We start from the raw sequence: 16143 nt of genomic DNA, 5'->3' as shown, positions 1-16143 counted from the left end.
GCGCGCTATCCGGCCCTTCGCGCGGCGTACGCGCTGTACGCCTGGCTGTCGCTCGCTGCGCTCGTGCTCAGCCTCGTCTTCATGAAGGAATCGCGAACGATGCTGGTGCAGTACTTATGGTCGTTCTACGTGGTCCTGCAGTTCTGGGCGCTGTGCCGCGGCAAGACGCTCACCTGGCGGCAAACCGCGCTCTTCGTCATGGCCGGCGCGCTCTTGGTCGTCCCGTTCACGGCGTTCACGGTGAACGCGGTCCACGCGCTGGCCGGCGGGCGGGCGCGCGACACCTGGTCGCAGGCCGTGCTGACGCCGATCGTCGAGGAGGCATGGAAGCTGCTGCCGCTCGGCGCGCTGCTCTTGTTCTCGCGGCGCGCGTCCGCGCTCGGCTTGTGCGATTACGCGCTCGCCGGCGCCGCTTCCGGCGCGGGCTTCCAGCTGGCCGAGGAGCTGTCGCGGCGCTGGACGAACGCCGGCAAGCTCTCCGATCTGTACGGCTACAGCTACACGATGCTCGGCGGGGAGACGATCCATTGGGACTTCTTCGCGCTGTTCCCGGGCCGCTTCGAGGAGAGCTTCCTCCCGTCGCTCATGACGGTCAGCCATCCCGTGCATACGGCGATGGTCGCCCTCGGCGTCGGCGCGGCCGTCCGGTTCGGGGCCAAGCGGAGCCGGTGGCTCTGGCTGCTGCCGGTTCTGCTGCTGCTCTGGGCGATTCTCGACCACGCGGCCTACAACGGGCAGATCAGCCTGCCGGATTGGGTCATGACCGTCCATGCATGGACGGGCAGCGGCTACAAGACGCGGCCGGCATTCCTGCTCTTGCTGGCAGCCGCCGTCTGTTACGATTATTGGGCGCTCAATTCCGTTCGGCGCAAGCTGCCCCTGCTGCCGGGCGAGCTGCCCGTCCTTAATCCGTTCTCCGAGCTGTGGGGCATGCTCGAGGCCTTGTTCCGGGACCGCGGCTCGTTCGCGTACCGGATGGGCTTCTATCGGCAGCGGCGGGAGCTGGCCTACCTGCTGCTGTACGGCAACGCCGAGGCGCTCGGCCGGGAGGACGCCGTCCGGGAACGGACGAAGCGGCTGTACCGGGCCGCGGCGGGGCTCGGCGCCTTGCTGCTGGCGGCCGGCGCCGCCGCCGGCTTCGCCGCTTGGGCGCAGCTGCACGCGGCCGTTCCTTCGGCCGATGCCTGCTTCGCCTGCCTGTTCGATTCGCTTCAGAATTGGTGGGACCGCCTGAGCGGGTTGGAGAAAGGCGCCATCATCGTCGGCGCGCTGGCGCTCGGGCTGCTCTTCCTGGAGTTCTGGCCGGCGCTCGGCCTCGCGCTGACGATCCCCGGCGTCGCGGGCAGCGGACACGAAATCGCCGCCGACATCCGCGATCCGAAGCGGCTGCTGACCCCGGAGAACGCGATCGCCGCCGTCGCCGCGATCGTGCTCAGCCGGCTGCCGTTCGGCAGGGCGGCGGAATGGCTGGGGAAGAAGGCGCGCGGCCCGCTCGAGCGGCTGCTGAAGAAGCTCGGGCGGCTCGGCCGGAAGGAAGAGCCCGACATGCCGGGAGGCAAGCCGCCCCGGGAGGACGGCGGACCGCATCCGGACCGCGGCGACGAGCCGGACGCCGGCAAGGAGAAGGACGGCGACCGGGACGGAGACGAGGGCGACAAGGACGACGATGCCGCGCCGGCGGCAGGGAACGGCTACCGCGAGGTCGAAATTGTCGACCAGCGGGGCAATCCGATCGGGGAGTTCGACGAGATCGACGCGGAGCGCGGCATCTTCTACGAAGACAAGACGGCCCGCGGCCTCGATATCGTCAACCCGCGGACCGGCCTGCCGACGCAGACGCCGCAGCAGTTCGCCGACAAGCAGATTCTCGCGAAGACCCGTACCAGGATTCATAACCTGGCGGCCAAGGCGGCCGGAACCCGTGCGACGGCGCATGGCACGCCGGACGTGCCGTCGCTGGAACAGATCCGGTCCATCAAGCATTTCGTTTTCCGGCTGGACGGCGACACGCCGGCGCTGCGAAGCGCGGTCGAGAACAGTCTGAACGCGCTCCGGTCCGAATTTCCGGATCATACGTTCCAAGTCTTATTTAGGGGGAAACCGTAATGTCGATCAGTGCTTTCATACCCGAACCGGGCAGCGACGCCGAGCGGCTGTTCCACGTGCCGGTCGCGACCGAGGCGTTCTTCGAGGATTGCTGGGAGCCCGCGGCGGAGGAGCTCGGGCTGCGGTGGGTGCCGCTCTTCGCGACCGGCGTCGAGCTGACGAAGGCGGACGTGCCCGAGGTGCTCGGCGAGCTCGGCCGCTTGCGGGCGTGGGCGGAGCGCGCGCTGGACGGCGACCGCCTGGCGCTGCTGCTGGCGCGCCTCGGCCGGCTGACGGAGGAGCTGCCCGGCGCGTTCGAGCGGGAGGGAGCGGTCGTGTATATCGGATGACCGCGCGTCCGCCGGCGTCCGGTCCGCCGGCGTCCGGTCCGCCGGCGTCCGGTCCGCCGGCGTCCGGTCCGCCGGGAAACGGAGAAGCGCGCATCCGCGCGAAGCCGCCTTCGCGAGCTGCCTATTAGTATAGCGCCCCTTAAGCCTTATGAAAGAAACGCGAACAGCCGTCCCGCTTCGGGCGGCTTTTTTGCCGTTCGGGCAGGAAGCCTGCGCCTGCGCGGAGCAGCCGCGATTCCCGTCGGCCGATCGCGCCGGTACTTGCGATTGCCGTCGCCGCTGGCGTATGCTTTTGGAAGCGAGGCCCAGCCTCCTGCCGGAACCCGCCGCCGCATCGGGATCCGTCCCAAGCGCCGCAAGCGGAGTTTTGACCGGCCGCGAACGGGGTATCCTGAAGACGGGGCGGGCCGTCTGGAAGAAGCTAGCACCCGCGAAATCATATTGAATGCCGGAGTGAAAAACCCATGGAATTATTCGAAATCGTCCTCGTCCTGCTGCTGATGCTTGCCGTCTCCCAGGTGGCGCAGCGGTCGCTGCCGTTCATTCCGCTGCCGATCATTCAGATCGGCCTCGGGGCGCTGGTGGTCTATCTGCCTTGGCATATCCACGTCTCCTTGGAGCCGGAGCTGTTCTTCCTGCTCTTCATCGCGCCGCTGCTGTTCAACGACGGCCGGCGGACGCCGCGGGACGAGCTGTGGGCGCTGAGGCTGCCGATCGTGCTGCTGGCCGTCGGACTCGTCCTCTTGACCGTCGTCGCGGGCGGATATTTTATTCATGCCCTGATCCCGGCCATCCCGCTGTCGGCGGCGTTCGCGCTGGCCGCGATCCTGTCCCCGACGGACGCGGTCGCCGTCTCCGCCATCGCCTCGCGGGTCAAGCTGCCGGCGAACATTCACCGGGTGCTCGAGGGCGAGTCGCTCATGAACGACGCCTCCGGCCTCGTCGCGTTCAAGTTCGCCATCGGCGCCGCGGTCACGGGCGTGTTTTCGATCTGGCAGGCGTCCTGGAGCTTCGTCGTCATTGCCGTCGGCGGACTGCTTGTCGGCGCCGTGCTGGCGCTCGTGATCATTTGGGGGCGCATGGCGCTGCGCCGGTTCGGCATCGAGGACGCGTCCGTGCACGTGCTCATTCAGATCGTCACGCCGTTCATCCTGTATTACGCCGCGGAGCATGTGGGCGTGTCCGGCATCTTGGCGGCCGTCGCCGGCGGCATTCTGCACGCGATCGAGCAGGACCGTTCCGGCTTCACGACGATCGAGCAGAAATTCGTGTCGGAAATCACGTGGAACATCATTCTCTTCATCATGAACGGACTCGTGTTCGTGCTGCTCGGCTTGCAAATTCCGGCGATCGCGACCAGCATCTTCAGCAACCGGGCGTACGACAATTTCAAAGTCGTCGGGTACGTGCTCGCCATTTACTTGCTGCTCATCGCGCTGCGCTTCGTCTGGCTGACCCTGTCGGAGCGGCTGACCAAGCCCGGCGCCAGCAGAAACTACGATTGGCGCGGGATCGGGCTGACGTCGCTGTCCGGCATCCGCGGCGCGATCACCCTTGCGGGCGCGTTTACGATTCCGTTCATGGTCGGCAGCGGCGAACCTTTCCCGCAGCGCGATCTCATGATCTTCCTGGCCGCCGGCGTCATCTTGGTCTCGCTCCTCATCGCGAGCGTCATGCTGCCGCTTCTGGCGGAGTCGTCGCCGAAGAACGAAGCGTCGAACGCCCGCGAGAAGGAGCTCCGGGCGCAAATCGCCGCGATCAAGGCGGCCAACCAGGCCGTGCGCCTTGCCATCGACGACGACAATACCCATTCGGCGGCGATCGTGATCGCGGACAACGACCAGCGGCTGTCGGACGTCAAGCGGACCACGTACGAGATGCTGTCCCGCAAGGCGCGCTCGGAGGAGCTGTTCCTGCGCCAGCTCGGCATCGCCGAAGAGCGCCGGTGCGTGCAGCTGCTGCGGGAGAAGGGGGAGATCGAGCCGGAGGAAGCGGTCGTGCTGCAAAATATCTTCCGCCGGATCGAGCTCGTCGTCTCGAACCGGTTCCATATTTTCTACCTGCTGCTGTACGCGCTCGTGAACAAGGTGCTGACGGCGGTCCAGCCGGCCAAGCGGCGCATGTACGACAGCCTGAAGGCGGTCGACCGCAAATCGTTCATCCGGCTGCGCATCGCGACCGCGGCGTACGCGCTGGATAAGCTGCAGGTCAACGAGACGTGCCAGGATTCCACCGTCAACCGCGTGTGCGGCCATTACCGCCAAATGATCAACATGCTGAACAACAAGCTCGCCGCGCCGGACCCGGCGGAGATTCAGGAGGAGCAGGTGCAGACGCTGCGGATGCTCTCGCTGCAGGCGGAGCGGGAGGCGCTGCAGGAGGAATACCGGCAGGGCAACATCGGCCGGCAGCAGCTGAGCAAGCTGCAATTCCAGATCAGCATGCACGAAGCGGAAGTGCTGGATACGAATTGGGGCAATTTTCTGCAGGCGTGAGCGCGCGTGCGGGTTGGAAGCGGGAAGCCGCTGCCGGAGCGGTCCGGGAGCGGGTCCCGTTTTTTTTGCGGGGAGTCGGTTGCCGGAGTGCGCTTGGTGCGCGGTAACCTGCATGGCGGGAAATGTGGGCGGTTTTGGGGCAAGAAGGTGATCCGGTAACCTACATGGTGGGGGAAGCGTGCGGAAATGGGGCAAGAAGGTGATCCGGTAGCCTACATGGTGGGGAATGCGAGTGGAAATGGGGCAAGAAGGTAATCCGGTAACCTACTTGGTGGGAAATGCGAGCGGAAATGGGGCAAGAAGGTGACGGGCTAACCTACATGTGGGAAGTGCGAGCGTAAATGGGGCAAGAAGGTGACCGGGTAACCTACATGGTGGGGAATGCGAGCGTAAATGGGGCAAGAAGGTGATCCGGTAACCTACATGGTAGGGGAAGCGGGCGGAAATGAGGCAAGAGGGTGATACGGTTACCTTCCGCCGCGGCTGCCATTGCCACCTTGTCCGGAATCGCGCATAATGGGCAGTACGGGCGGGACCGCGCAGGTCGCGCACGCGAGCGTGCTTGAATGAGAGCGCTTGCGCGATTTCTTCCCGCCAAGAGGAAGGGGAACGCATGGACACGATACGGGAAATGCCTCGGCCGGAGGACCGCGGCGTCGTCAGCGTCTTGGAGACGATCGACGCGGAGACCGGCGAACGGACGACGCTCGCCGAGTTCGACGAGCTGATCGAGGCGCCGAACTGGACGCGCGACGGCGCGCGGCTCATCTATAACAGCGGCGGCCTGCTTCACGCGTTCGACCTGGCGACGCGCGAGTCCTCCGCCATCGATTCCGGCTTCGCGAACCGCTGCAACAACGACCACGTGCTCTCGCCGGACAACGCGCGGGTCGCGGTCAGCCATCACACGCGGGAGGACGGCCAGTCGCGCATCTACGTCCTGCCGCTCGCCGGCGGGCGGCCGACGCTAATTACGCCGATGGCGCCGAGCTACCTGCACGGCTGGTCGCCGGACGGCAGCACGCTCGCTTATTGCGCCGAGCGAAACGGGCAATACGATATTTACGCCATCCCGGCGGAAGGCGGCGTCGAGACGCAGCTGACCGATACGCCGGGGCTGGACGACGGTCCGGAGTACTCCCCGGACGGGCGGCACATCTGGTTCAACTCGACCCGCAGCGGGCTGATGCAGGTGTGGCGCATGAACGCGGACGGCGGCGAACCGACGCAGATGACCTTCGACGAAAGCAACGCCTGGTTTCCGCATGTGTCGCCGGACGGACGCGCCGTCGCCTATCTCGTCTACCGCAAAGGCGACGTCGCGCCGAACGACCATCCGGCGAACAAGCAGGTCGAGCTCCGGCTTATGCCGAGCGAAGGCGGCGCGTTTCGGACGCTGGCGGCGCTCTTCGGCGGACAGGGGACGATCAACGTCAATTCATGGTCGCCGGACAGCCGGAAGCTCGCGTTCGTCAGCTATCGGCTGAAGGGGTAGCACCCGCGGCGGGGCGATGAATGCCGCGCGCGGCCCGGTGCCGAGGTGTCGCTTGGTCCGGCGCCAAGCGGGCAGGCTTCGTTTGCAGGCATCGCCGCCTAGCCGCGGGGGCGCCTTTGCGGATTGCCGGGCGCCGCGCGCGCGGCCACGCGCTTCCCGGCACCAGCCTCGAGCCCCAAGCGCCGCCACGCTGCTCGCCGCTAAGTCTCGTGACCAAGCGCCGACGCATCGCTCGGCGCGCTCGTCCGCGGCCCGGCGCCGCGCCGATACTCGCTTCGGGCAGCCGCTTGCCCCGGCGCCAATCCGCCAAAAAACGCGGCCGTTTACGAAAACGTAAACGGCCGCGTTTTTTGCCGTTCCGTCCGCCGCGCCCCCCGGAGCCGCGGCGTTTCCGGCCCGAACGGCCGGCCCCGTGGGCCGGCGCGGCTTTTCACGGGCATTACACGAACTTAAACAAACCTTAACCCGCGCTACATATCGACAAGATAAGCTTGAACTAGAACGATAAAGGAGGGAGAGAAACAAGCATGGCGTTAACGTATGTCCATCAGGAATCGCGGCGGCGCGGGCAATTGAACCGGGAGCCGAACATCGACGAGACGGCGGTCGTGCAGCGCAGCCATCTGGGCGAATGGACGGCCGTCGGCGCGAGAAGCCGCATCATGGAAAGCACGATGGACGATTACAGCTATTGCGTCGACGAAGCGATCATCCACTATGCAACCATCGGAAAGTTCTGCAATATCGCTTCGCATGTCTGCATAAATCCGGGCAATCATCCCATGTGGCGCGTCACCCTGCACCATGCGACGTACCGCAGGGTCGCCTACGGCTTTGACGAGACGGACGACGCGGCGTTCTTCGACTGGCGGCGCGCGCATCCGGTGACCATCGGCCACGACGCATGGATCGGACACGGGGCGACGATCATGCCCGACGTCACGATCGGCAACGGCGCGGTGGTCGGGTCCGGCGCGGTCGTGACGAAGGACGTGCCGCCGTATTGCATCGTCGCGGGCGTGCCGGCCAAGCCGATCCGCGAACGGTTTCCGAAGGAGACGGCGGAGCGGCTCGAGCGCATCGCTTGGTGGGACTGGACAAGGGAGCAGCTGGAGGAACGGTTTGCGGATTTCAACGATTTGGAGCAATTTCTTTCCAAATATGACGCCATTTAGGTCGTTTCGGCGGCAAATTCATAAAACCGTTAAGCCGGGTTAACATTCGCCTGATGTCGACAAGTTAGCTTCTAGGCAGCAAGCCGATCCATGAAGGAGGTGAACCGCCACCATGCAACGATTCGCTAAGACGCCGCAGGTGCCCGAATACCACATCATCGCGGACAAGCTGCTCGCGGAAATCCGGGAAGGGCTCTACAGCGAGGACGGCCGCATGCCGTCGGAGCAGGTGCTCGGCCGGCGCTTCCGCGCCAACCGCTACACGATCCGCCAGTCGCTCGACTTGCTCGTGCTCACCGGCGTGCTGCGGCCGCACCAAGGGAAGGGCTACTTCCTTTGCGAGAAGCCGCTCGACATCCAGTACACGATCACGCCGGCAATGCGCTTCTCCGACGTGATCCGCCGGCTCGGCCGCCGGCCCGAGGCGAAGCTGCTCAGCCGCGATCGCTTGGCCGCGCCGCGGGACATCGCGGACGCGCTCGGGCTGACGGAGGGCGACCCGGTGTACCGGCTGCAAATTCTGCGGCTGGCGGACGACGTGCCGTTGTCCTGGAACGAGACCTGGCTGCCGGGGCTGTATTTTCCCGAGCTGCTGGACACCGTCGAGCGGATGACGTCGCTGTACGCGCTGCTGGAGCAGCATTACGACATGCGGCTCTACCGCATGCAGTCCACGTTCCGTTCGGGCAACCCGACCTTGGCGGAAGCGAGCATGCTGCAAATCTCCCCCAACACGAGCATCCTGCACATCGAAAGCGTCATGCGCGACCAGCACGGCCGCCGGGTGGAGCTGACCTCGGCCAAATACCGGGGCGACCTGTGCAAAGTATCGATTCAATTCGAGGCCTGACCGTCCGCGTCCGACAGACGAGGGCGCCGCGCTTCAGACCGTTCGCGCTCAAGCCGGTTATGTTCAAGGTCGTTGACGTTCAAGGCAAGGCGTTGATTCATCCGTTTCAGTCCCGGTCGTTCAAGGCAAGGTCCGCAAGGTCCCTAAGTCATGCCGCGGATCCGAAAGCGTCGGTTCGAGGCGAAGTCAAGCGGGTTTTCCACAATACGGAGGTGTACGCAAGCCATGAGACAGCGTCATTGGTTCAGTATTCTGACTATTCTGGCAATTATGGTCATCGTGTTTACGGCAGGCTGCGGCAATAACAATCAATCGGCGAACGCGGCGCAAGGCAACGCGAACGGCGCGAACGCCAGCGGCGCGAACGCGGCCGGGAACGCGGCCGACAAGCCGGCGAACGACGCCGCGACGAACGACGCCGCGGCGAACACCGCTCCGGCGGACGACAAGAAGGACTGGCCGGAGGTCATCCGTTTCGGCGTGCTGCCGGGCGAGGAAGAAGGCAAGCTGTCGCGCGGCAACCAGCAGTTCGTCGACGACCTGGGCAAAGCGCTCGGCATCAAGACGGAGCTGTACGTCGGCGAAGACTACACGGCCGTCATCGAAGCGATGCGCACGAAGAAGATCGACATCGCGGGCTTCGGGCCGTTCTCGTACATCATCGCCGCCCAGCGCAGCGGCGCCGTGCCGTTCGCGGTCAAGGCGGCCAGCAAGGAAACCGCTTTCTACCACAGCTTGATCGTCGTGCCCGCGAATTCGCCGGCCAAGTCGATCGCGGACCTGAAAGGCAAGACGTTCTTGTTCGCCGACCCGGCGTCGACGTCCGGCCACCTGTTCCCCCGCATGATGATGATCAAGGAGCTCGGCATCACGAACGACCAAGTCGAGTCGTATTTCTCCAACGTTTCGTTCTCCGGCGGCCACGACAAGTCGATCATCGCGATCGCCAAAGGCCAAGCCGACGGCGCCGGCGTCTGCGATTCGTGCATCGATCGCGTCGTCGAAGCCGGTCTGGTGAAGAAATCCGATTACAAGGTCATCGGCACGTCCGACCCGATTCCGGGCTCCCCGCTGGCGTACCGCGGCGACCTGCCGGCCGACCTCGTGGAGAAGATCAAGGACTTCGTCTTCAACTACGACAAGCAAAACCCGGAATTCTTCAAGGACGCGAACGGCAATATGACGCATTACTTCCCGGTCACCGACGCCGACTATCAAGTCGTCAAAGACACGGCCACAGCGCTGAACATGAGCCCCGAGGAACTGCTGAAATAAGGAAGGGCGGGTTGCGAAAATGGCTTCGTTATTGGAAATCCACGGCCTGAGCAAAGTGTATGCGGACGGCACGGCGGCGCTGAAGGACGTCAGCTTCTCCGTCCGGCGCGGCGAGTTCGTGGCCGTCATCGGGCCGAGCGGCGCGGGCAAGAGCACGCTGCTCCGCTGCATCAACCGGCTCGTCAAGCCGAGCGGCGGCGAGATTCGCTTCCAGGAGATCGACGCGGCCGGCGCCTCGGGCCGGCAGGTGCGCCAGCTGCGGCGCCAGACGGGCATGATTTTCCAGCATTATAACCTGATTCAGCGCGTGTCGGTGCTGCGCAACGTCCTGCACGGACGGCTCGGCTACATGAACGCGTTCAGCGGCTCGCTCGGCCTCTTCTCCCGCAAGGACGTCGAGGAAGCGAAGCGCATTCTGCACCGGCTCGGCCTGTCGCAGCAGATGTACAAGCGCGCCGACGAGCTGTCCGGCGGCCAGCAGCAGCGGGTCGGCATCGCCCGGGCGCTGTCGCAGAAGCCGGAGCTCATCCTGGCCGACGAGCCCATCGCGAGCCTCGACCCGGTCACGTCCCGGGCGATCATGGAGCATCTGAGCGACATCTGCCGCGCGGACGGCATCACGTGCATCGTCAACCTGCACCAGGTCGCGATGGCCCGCGATTACGCGACGCGCATCATCGGCATCCACAAGGGCGAGGTCGTCTTCGACGGCCCGCCCGGGGAGCTGTCGGAAGACGTGATTCACCGGATCTACGGCGCCGCGCCGGATGGGAGGGAACAGGGTGGAGAAGCGCTTGCTGGAGCTTAGGCGGCAGAAGCGGCTGCAGACGCTGCTCGGCGTCGCGCTGGCGCTCGCGCTCGTCATCGTCTCGTCCGTGCGTACCCGATTTACGCCGTACACGGTGTTTCAAGGCGTCGGCGAGATGTTCAAGTTCGTCGTGAACGATTTTCTCCCGCCCGACCTGTCGACGCTGAACGAGCTGCTCGGGCCCGCGCTCGACACGATCTACATGAGCTACATCGGCATGGTGATCGGCGCGGCCGTGTCCGTCGTGCTGGCGTTCCTGGCGGCGCAGACGACCGCGCCCCATCGCGGGGTGCAGGTCGCGACGCGCGCCTTCGCTTCCGTCATGCGCAACATTCCGACGATCATCTGGGCGATCGTGCTCGTCGCCGCTTACGGCCTCGGCACGCTGGTCGGCACGCTGGCGCTCATCATTACGGCGATCGGCACGCTGACGCGGGCGTACGCGGAAATTCTGGAGGAAATCGACATGGGCCAGGTGGAGGCCGTGCGCGCGACGGGCGCGTCGTACTTCCAGGTGCTGGGGCAGGCGGTCGTGCCGCAGTTCTTCCCCGGCTTCGTCGCTTGGTCGCTGTACAAGCTGGAGCTGAACGTCCGGTCGTCGACGATCATCGGCATGGTCGGCGGCGGCGGGCTCGGCTTCGTCATTCAGAAAGGACTGAAGCTGTTTCAGTTCAAGGAAGTAAGCCTGGCGGTCATCCTGGTGCTGCTGCTCGTGGCGGGCACGGAATTCGTGACCAGTAAAATCAGGGAGAGGATCCTATGAACCCGGAATACGCGACAGGCTCGAAGCTGCTGGGCCGCGAGGAGTCCCGGCTGCCGGCGGGCGCGTTCGGCGAGCCGCCCAAACGGCGGCGCGATCCCGTGCTGACGGGAGCGGCGATCTTCGGCGCCGTCTTCTTCGTCTTCTGTCTCGTCAAGATGAACTTCGACTATTCGCTGTTGTCGCACGGCACGGGCAAGCTCTTCTCGATGCTCGTCGAGATGCTCCCGCCGAACCCCACGGAATGGACGTACGTCCTGAAGGCCGCGCTGGAATCGCTCGAAATCGCCGTCGTCGGCACGGCCGTCGCCATCGTGATCGCCTTCTTCCTGTCTTTCGTGGCCGCGGCCAACGTATCCCCGCGCACCGCGTGGGCGGTCAAGGGCTTGGCCTCGCTCGTCCGGGCGATTCCGACGCTCGTCTGGGCGCTGCTGTACATCGTCGCCGTCGGCATGGGGCCGCTGCCGGGCATCCTGGCCATCGCGACGCACGCGGTCGGCATGCTGGTGAAAATGTTCGCGCAGTCGATCGAGGAAGTGAATCCCGGCGCCATCGAAGCGTTGGAAGCGACGGGCGCGGGCCGGCTGCAGGTCATCGCGCAGGGCATCCTGCCGAACGTCATGAGCTCGTTCGTGGCGTGGAGCGTGTTCCGGCTCGAGATCGACATCGGCGAGTCGACGATTCTCGGCGCGGTCGGCGCGGGCGGGATCGGCTTCGAGATCGCCAACGCGATGCGGATGTACGAGTTCGACAAGACGCTGTTCGCGGCGCTCGTCATCTTCGCCATGGTGTTCAGCGTCGAGTGGCTGAGCAACCGGATGAAACTGAACGTCAAGTAGGAAGGTAGGACACAACGATGAAAAAATACCGGATCACCCGCATCTTGATCGAAGGCTCGCCGTCGCTGCCGGACCGGCTGGCGCGCGAGATTCTGGAACGCTACGACGTCGCCGTCGTGAAGGCGCCGGAGAACAGCCTCGTGCTGACCAAAGCGCGCGACTCGGTCTCGCAGGAGCCGTTTTACCTGACCGAGGCGCTCGTGACGGAATGCACCGTCTCGATCGAAGGCACGTTCGGCTACGGCATTCTGATGGGCGACCGGCCGGAGCTGGCTTACCGGCTCGCGGTCGCGGACGCGGCGTACAACCGGCAGCTGCCGGAGACGCTCGGCTGGGAAGCGCTGCTGCTCGCCGAGGAGCAGGAACTGCTGAAGCGGCGGCTGAAGGAGCAGGAGCTGACGCTGGCCACGAAGGTTGAATTCGAAACGATGGAGGAATCGTATGACCGCGCAAAATGAGACGCTGTTCGACCCCGTGCACGATACGCAGCTCTTCTACCGCGAGCTGCTGGACGCTTTCGCCGAGCCGGGCACCGTCAAGACGACGCGCCGGCTGACGGCGGGGGCCGCAGAGCTGGCGCCCGGCAGCCGGCTGGCCGCCGTCATCGCGCTGACGCTGCTCGACAGCGAGGTGCGCTTCGCGGTCGAGCTCGAGGATAAGGAGCGGCTGTCCGCGTTCATCCGCATGCATACGTTCGCGCGGTCGGCGGAGCCGGCGGGCGCGGATTATATTTTCGCCGACGGGCGCACGGCGCCGCCGGCTTGGGCGGACGCGGTCGGCGTCGGCACGCTGGCGGAGCCGGAGCACGGCGCGACCGTGTTCCTGCTGGTGGACGACCTGGCGGAAGCGGCCGAATCCGAAGCGGCGCCCGCCGCGGAAGGCATTCGCCTGACGCTGACGGGTCCCGGCGTGCCGGGCGAGCGGACGCTGGCCGTCGCCGGCCTGCGCGCGGAATGGCTGGCGCGCCGGGCGGTTTGGAACGCCGAATACCCGCTCGGCGCGGACGCGGTGCTGTTCACCGTATCCGGCAAGCTGGCCGCGCTGCCGCGCACGACGCGCGCGGCGTCCAAATCGGATCAAGGAGGTTGAGGCATCATGGCTTACGTTGCCGTAACGGGCGGAAGAGAAGCAATCGAACAAGCTAGCGAACTGAACCACTATTACCGGCTGAAGGAAGCGGAGGAGATCCTGCCGCTCGGCGCGGTCGAGAAGCAGCTGCGGCTCCTGATCGACAAGGTCATGGGCGAAGCGGGCCTGTACGCGCCGGAGTATGCCGCGCTCGCGCTGAAGCAGGCGGAGGGCGATCCGGCGGAAGCGGTCTTCCTGCTGCGGGCCTACCGGTCCACGCTGGCGCGCAACCACGTCTCGCGCGTGACGGACACGTCGTCGATGCGCGTCATCCGGCGCATTTCCTCGTCGTTCCGCGACTTGCCCGGCGGGCAGGTGCTCGGGCCGACCTACGATTACACGCACCGGCTGCTCAATTTCGGCCTGCGCCGCGAAGGCGCGCAGGACGCGCGGGCGTTCCTGGACCGCTTCCTGGAGGCGGAACGCCGCGAGCTGACCGAGGAGCCCGAATTCCGCAAGGTCGCGGACCTGCTGCGCGAGCAGGGGCTCATGCCGCCGCGGAGGGCGGCGCGCGACACCGAGCCGTTCGACGTGACGCGGCGCAAGGTGATCCTGCCCGCTTCCCGGTCGGCGCGGCTGCAGATGCTGGCCCGCGGCGAGACGGGCGCGATGACGGCGCTGGCGTACAGCTCCATGCGCGGCTACGGGTCGGTGCATCCGACGATCGGCGAGCTGCGCGTCGGATACGCCGAAGTGACGATCGACCATCCGTACGAATCGGGCGAGGACCCGGAGGACCGCCTGTATCTGGGCGAGCTGCTGGCGACGGAGGTCGAGACGATCAACTCGTTCAAGCAGGACGCGTCGTCCGGCGAGGTGCATTTCGTCATGGGCTACGGGCTCGTGACGGGGCAGAACGAGCTGAAGGCGATCTCCATGGCGATTCTCGAGCGCAGCCTCGACACGGAAGGAACCGCGCCGGCGCAGGACGAGGAATTCGTGCTGACGCACATCGACGGATTGGAATCCACGGGCTTCGTCTCGCACTTGAAGCTGCCGCACTACATTACGTTCCAGTCGTCGCTCGACCGCATCCGCCAAGCGCAGCGCGAGAAGGAGCGGGTCGCGAAGGAACGGAAGGAGGAATACGAAGATGGACAACAGCAGCAAGAACCAGCCGTCGGCGCAGCTCCCGGCATTTCCTAAGCACGCGTACAATTTCGCCTTTCTCGACGAGGGCTCGAAGCGCGAGATTCGCCGCAAGACGCTGAAGGCCGTCTGCATTCCCGGCTACCAGGTGCCGTTCGCCTCGCGCGAGCTGCCGATCGGACGCGGCTGGGGCACGGGCGGGCTGCAGCTGACGCTCTCGCTGATCGGACGGGAAGACGTCGTCAAGGTCATCGACCAGGGCAACGACGACAGCGTCAACGCCGTCAGCATCCGCAAGCTGATCGAAGAGACGAGCGGCATCGGCACGACCGAGGACGCGGAGGAGGCGACCGTCATCCAATCGCGCCACCGGGTGCCGGAGGACAAGCTGCGCGCCGGGCAGATTCTGGTGCTGCAGGTGCCGCAGCCGGAGCCGCTCCGCAAGGTGGAGCGCAGCGAGCGCAATACCCGCCGGCTGCACGCGGAGATGGACTACAGCGCGATCTGGCTGACCTTGTACGAGAGCATCGTCAAATGGGGCAGCATCACCCTCGGCGCGGACTACCCCGTCCTCGTGCACGGCCGCTACATCATGGCGCCGAGCCCGATCCCCCGCTGGGACAACCCGAAGCTGCACCAGGCGGAGCATCTGACGCTGCTGGGCGCGGGCCGGGAGAAGAAAATCTACGCGGTGCCGCCGTATACGAACGTCGTGCCGCTGCAGTTCGAGGATTATCCGTTCGAGATCGAGCGCTTCGACGGCAAGTCGTGCCGCCGCTGCGGCAGCGCGCACACGTTCCTCGACGAGGTGACGGACGGCGCGACCGGCGAGATCGTCCACCAATGCTCCGACACGGCCTATTGCCGGAAAACGACGGAAGGAAGGGAATCCCATGCCGCAACCATCCACGCTTGACCTCGGTCCGGCTGCCGCGCGGGACGCGGCGTCCGTGGACGAACGCCCGATTTTGCAAGTCCGGAACTTGAACAAACGGTTCGGCGACGGCTGCGCGCGGTGCCTGGCGCCGAACGCCGATTTCCCGGGCAACCGCTGCCCGCAGTGCGGTGCGGTCATGGCCTGCATCGATATGAACTTCGACCTCTACCCGGGCGAAATTCTCGGCGTGGTCGGCGAGAGCGGCTCGGGCAAGAGCACGATGGTCCGCAGCCTGTACTTCGACGAAGAAGCGACTTCCGGGGAAATGCTCATCTCGACTTACAAAAACGGGGAAAGCAATCTGCTGACGGAATCGGCGCAGCAGAAACGATATATTCGCAATCATGTCATGGGCATGGTGTATCAGAATCCGTACCTCGGGCTGCGCATGTCGTACTCCAGCTCGGGCAACATCGCCGAGAAGCTGTTCGCCGCCGACCGCTTTCACGTCGGCCGGATCCGCGAGCGGGCCATGGAGCTGCTCGGGCGGGTGGAAATTCCGCTGAACCGGATGGACGAAGCGCCGAAGCGCTTCAGCGGCGGCATGCAGCAGCGGGTGCAGATCTCCAAAGCGCTGGCCAACAATCCGCCGCTGCTGCTGCTCGACGAAGTCACGACGGGCCTCGACCTGTCCGTGCAGGCGCGCGTGCTCGACCTGATCCGCAGCCTGCGCCGCGAGCTGAAGGTGGCGATGATCGTGGTTTCCCACGACCTCGGCGTCATCCGCATGCTCGCCGACCGGACGATGGTGCTCCGCCAAGGGCGGATCATCGAGATGGGCTTGACCGACCAAATTCTGGAGGACCCGCAGCACGCCTACACGCAGCTGCTGGTTCACTCCTTGCTGTAAGGGAGGG

The 16143-nt window shown here is 65.7% G+C and carries 15 protein-coding genes; all 15 read left to right on the top strand.

Annotated elements, in window-relative coordinates; translation table 11 throughout:
- Nucleotides 1–99 precede the first annotated feature (99 nt).
- Nucleotides 100–2106, top strand: coding sequence for a PrsW family glutamic-type intramembrane protease (locus tag I8J29_RS16870; protein WP_208848707.1), 2007 nt, complete (start codon nt 100–102; stop codon nt 2104–2106).
- Complete coding sequence (locus I8J29_RS16865; protein WP_208848706.1) at nt 2106–2435, top strand: hypothetical protein; 330 nt, start codon at nt 2106–2108, stop codon at nt 2433–2435. Before I8J29_RS16870 ends, I8J29_RS16865 begins: the two co-directional genes overlap by 1 nt.
- Nucleotides 2436–2899: 464 nt before the next feature.
- The gene (locus I8J29_RS16860; protein ID WP_208848705.1) at nt 2900–4930 is read left to right on the top strand and encodes a Na+/H+ antiporter; all 2031 of its coding nucleotides are present in this window, start codon (nt 2900–2902) and stop codon (nt 4928–4930) included.
- Between the two features lie 613 nt (nt 4931–5543).
- Complete coding sequence (locus I8J29_RS16855; protein ID WP_240546256.1) at nt 5544–6425, top strand: TolB family protein; 882 nt, start codon at nt 5544–5546, stop codon at nt 6423–6425.
- A 527-nt stretch (nt 6426–6952) separates the two neighbouring features.
- Entirely contained in the window at nt 6953–7600 is a 648-nt protein-coding gene (locus I8J29_RS16850; protein WP_208848704.1) for an LbetaH domain-containing protein, read from the top strand.
- 112 nt (nt 7601–7712) lie between these two features.
- A complete protein-coding gene (gene phnF / locus I8J29_RS16845) occupies nt 7713–8450 on the top strand; it encodes a phosphonate metabolism transcriptional regulator PhnF (RefSeq protein ID WP_208848703.1) in 738 nt (245 codons plus the stop codon).
- A 225-nt stretch (nt 8451–8675) separates the two neighbouring features.
- The gene (gene phnD / locus I8J29_RS16840; RefSeq protein WP_208848702.1) at nt 8676–9725 is read left to right on the top strand and encodes a phosphonate ABC transporter substrate-binding protein; all 1050 of its coding nucleotides are present in this window, start codon (nt 8676–8678) and stop codon (nt 9723–9725) included.
- Between the two features lie 19 nt (nt 9726–9744).
- A complete protein-coding gene (gene phnC / locus I8J29_RS16835; protein ID WP_208848701.1) occupies nt 9745–10533 on the top strand; it encodes a phosphonate ABC transporter ATP-binding protein in 789 nt (262 codons plus the stop codon).
- Nucleotides 10508–11296 (top strand): phosphonate ABC transporter, permease protein PhnE, encoded by a 789-nt coding sequence (gene phnE, locus I8J29_RS16830; RefSeq protein ID WP_338113197.1) that lies wholly within the window; start codon nt 10508–10510, stop codon nt 11294–11296. The genes phnC and phnE (I8J29_RS16830) overlap by 26 nt, the downstream gene beginning before the upstream one ends.
- Nucleotides 11293–12132 carry a phosphonate ABC transporter, permease protein PhnE gene (gene phnE, locus I8J29_RS16825; RefSeq protein ID WP_208848699.1) on the top strand — a complete coding sequence of 280 codons (840 nt, stop codon included), beginning with the start codon at nt 11293–11295 and terminating at the stop codon, nt 12130–12132. The genes phnE (I8J29_RS16830) and phnE (I8J29_RS16825) overlap by 4 nt, the downstream gene beginning before the upstream one ends.
- 17 nt (nt 12133–12149) lie before the next feature.
- Entirely contained in the window at nt 12150–12590 is a 441-nt protein-coding gene (gene phnG / locus I8J29_RS16820; protein WP_208848698.1) for a phosphonate C-P lyase system protein PhnG, read from the top strand.
- Entirely contained in the window at nt 12574–13221 is a 648-nt protein-coding gene (gene phnH, locus I8J29_RS16815) for a phosphonate C-P lyase system protein PhnH (protein ID WP_208848697.1), read from the top strand. Before phnG ends, phnH begins: the two co-directional genes overlap by 17 nt.
- A gap of 6 nt (nt 13222–13227) precedes the next feature.
- A complete protein-coding gene (locus I8J29_RS16810) occupies nt 13228–14406 on the top strand; it encodes a carbon-phosphorus lyase complex subunit PhnI (RefSeq protein WP_208848696.1) in 1179 nt (392 codons plus the stop codon).
- Nucleotides 14354–15265, top strand: coding sequence for an alpha-D-ribose 1-methylphosphonate 5-phosphate C-P-lyase PhnJ (locus I8J29_RS16805; RefSeq protein ID WP_208848695.1), 912 nt, complete (start codon nt 14354–14356; stop codon nt 15263–15265). The genes I8J29_RS16810 and I8J29_RS16805 overlap by 53 nt, the downstream gene beginning before the upstream one ends.
- A complete protein-coding gene (locus tag I8J29_RS16800; protein ID WP_208848694.1) occupies nt 15243–16136 on the top strand; it encodes an ATP-binding cassette domain-containing protein in 894 nt (297 codons plus the stop codon). Before I8J29_RS16805 ends, I8J29_RS16800 begins: the two co-directional genes overlap by 23 nt.
- The last annotated feature ends 7 nt before the right edge of the window (nt 16137–16143 follow it).

The sequence above is a fragment of the Paenibacillus artemisiicola genome (genome assembly GCF_017652985.1).
GTDB lineage: Bacteria > Bacillota > Bacilli > Paenibacillales > Paenibacillaceae > Paenibacillus_Z > Paenibacillus_Z artemisiicola.
This window is presented reverse-complemented; position numbering and strand designations above follow the sequence as displayed.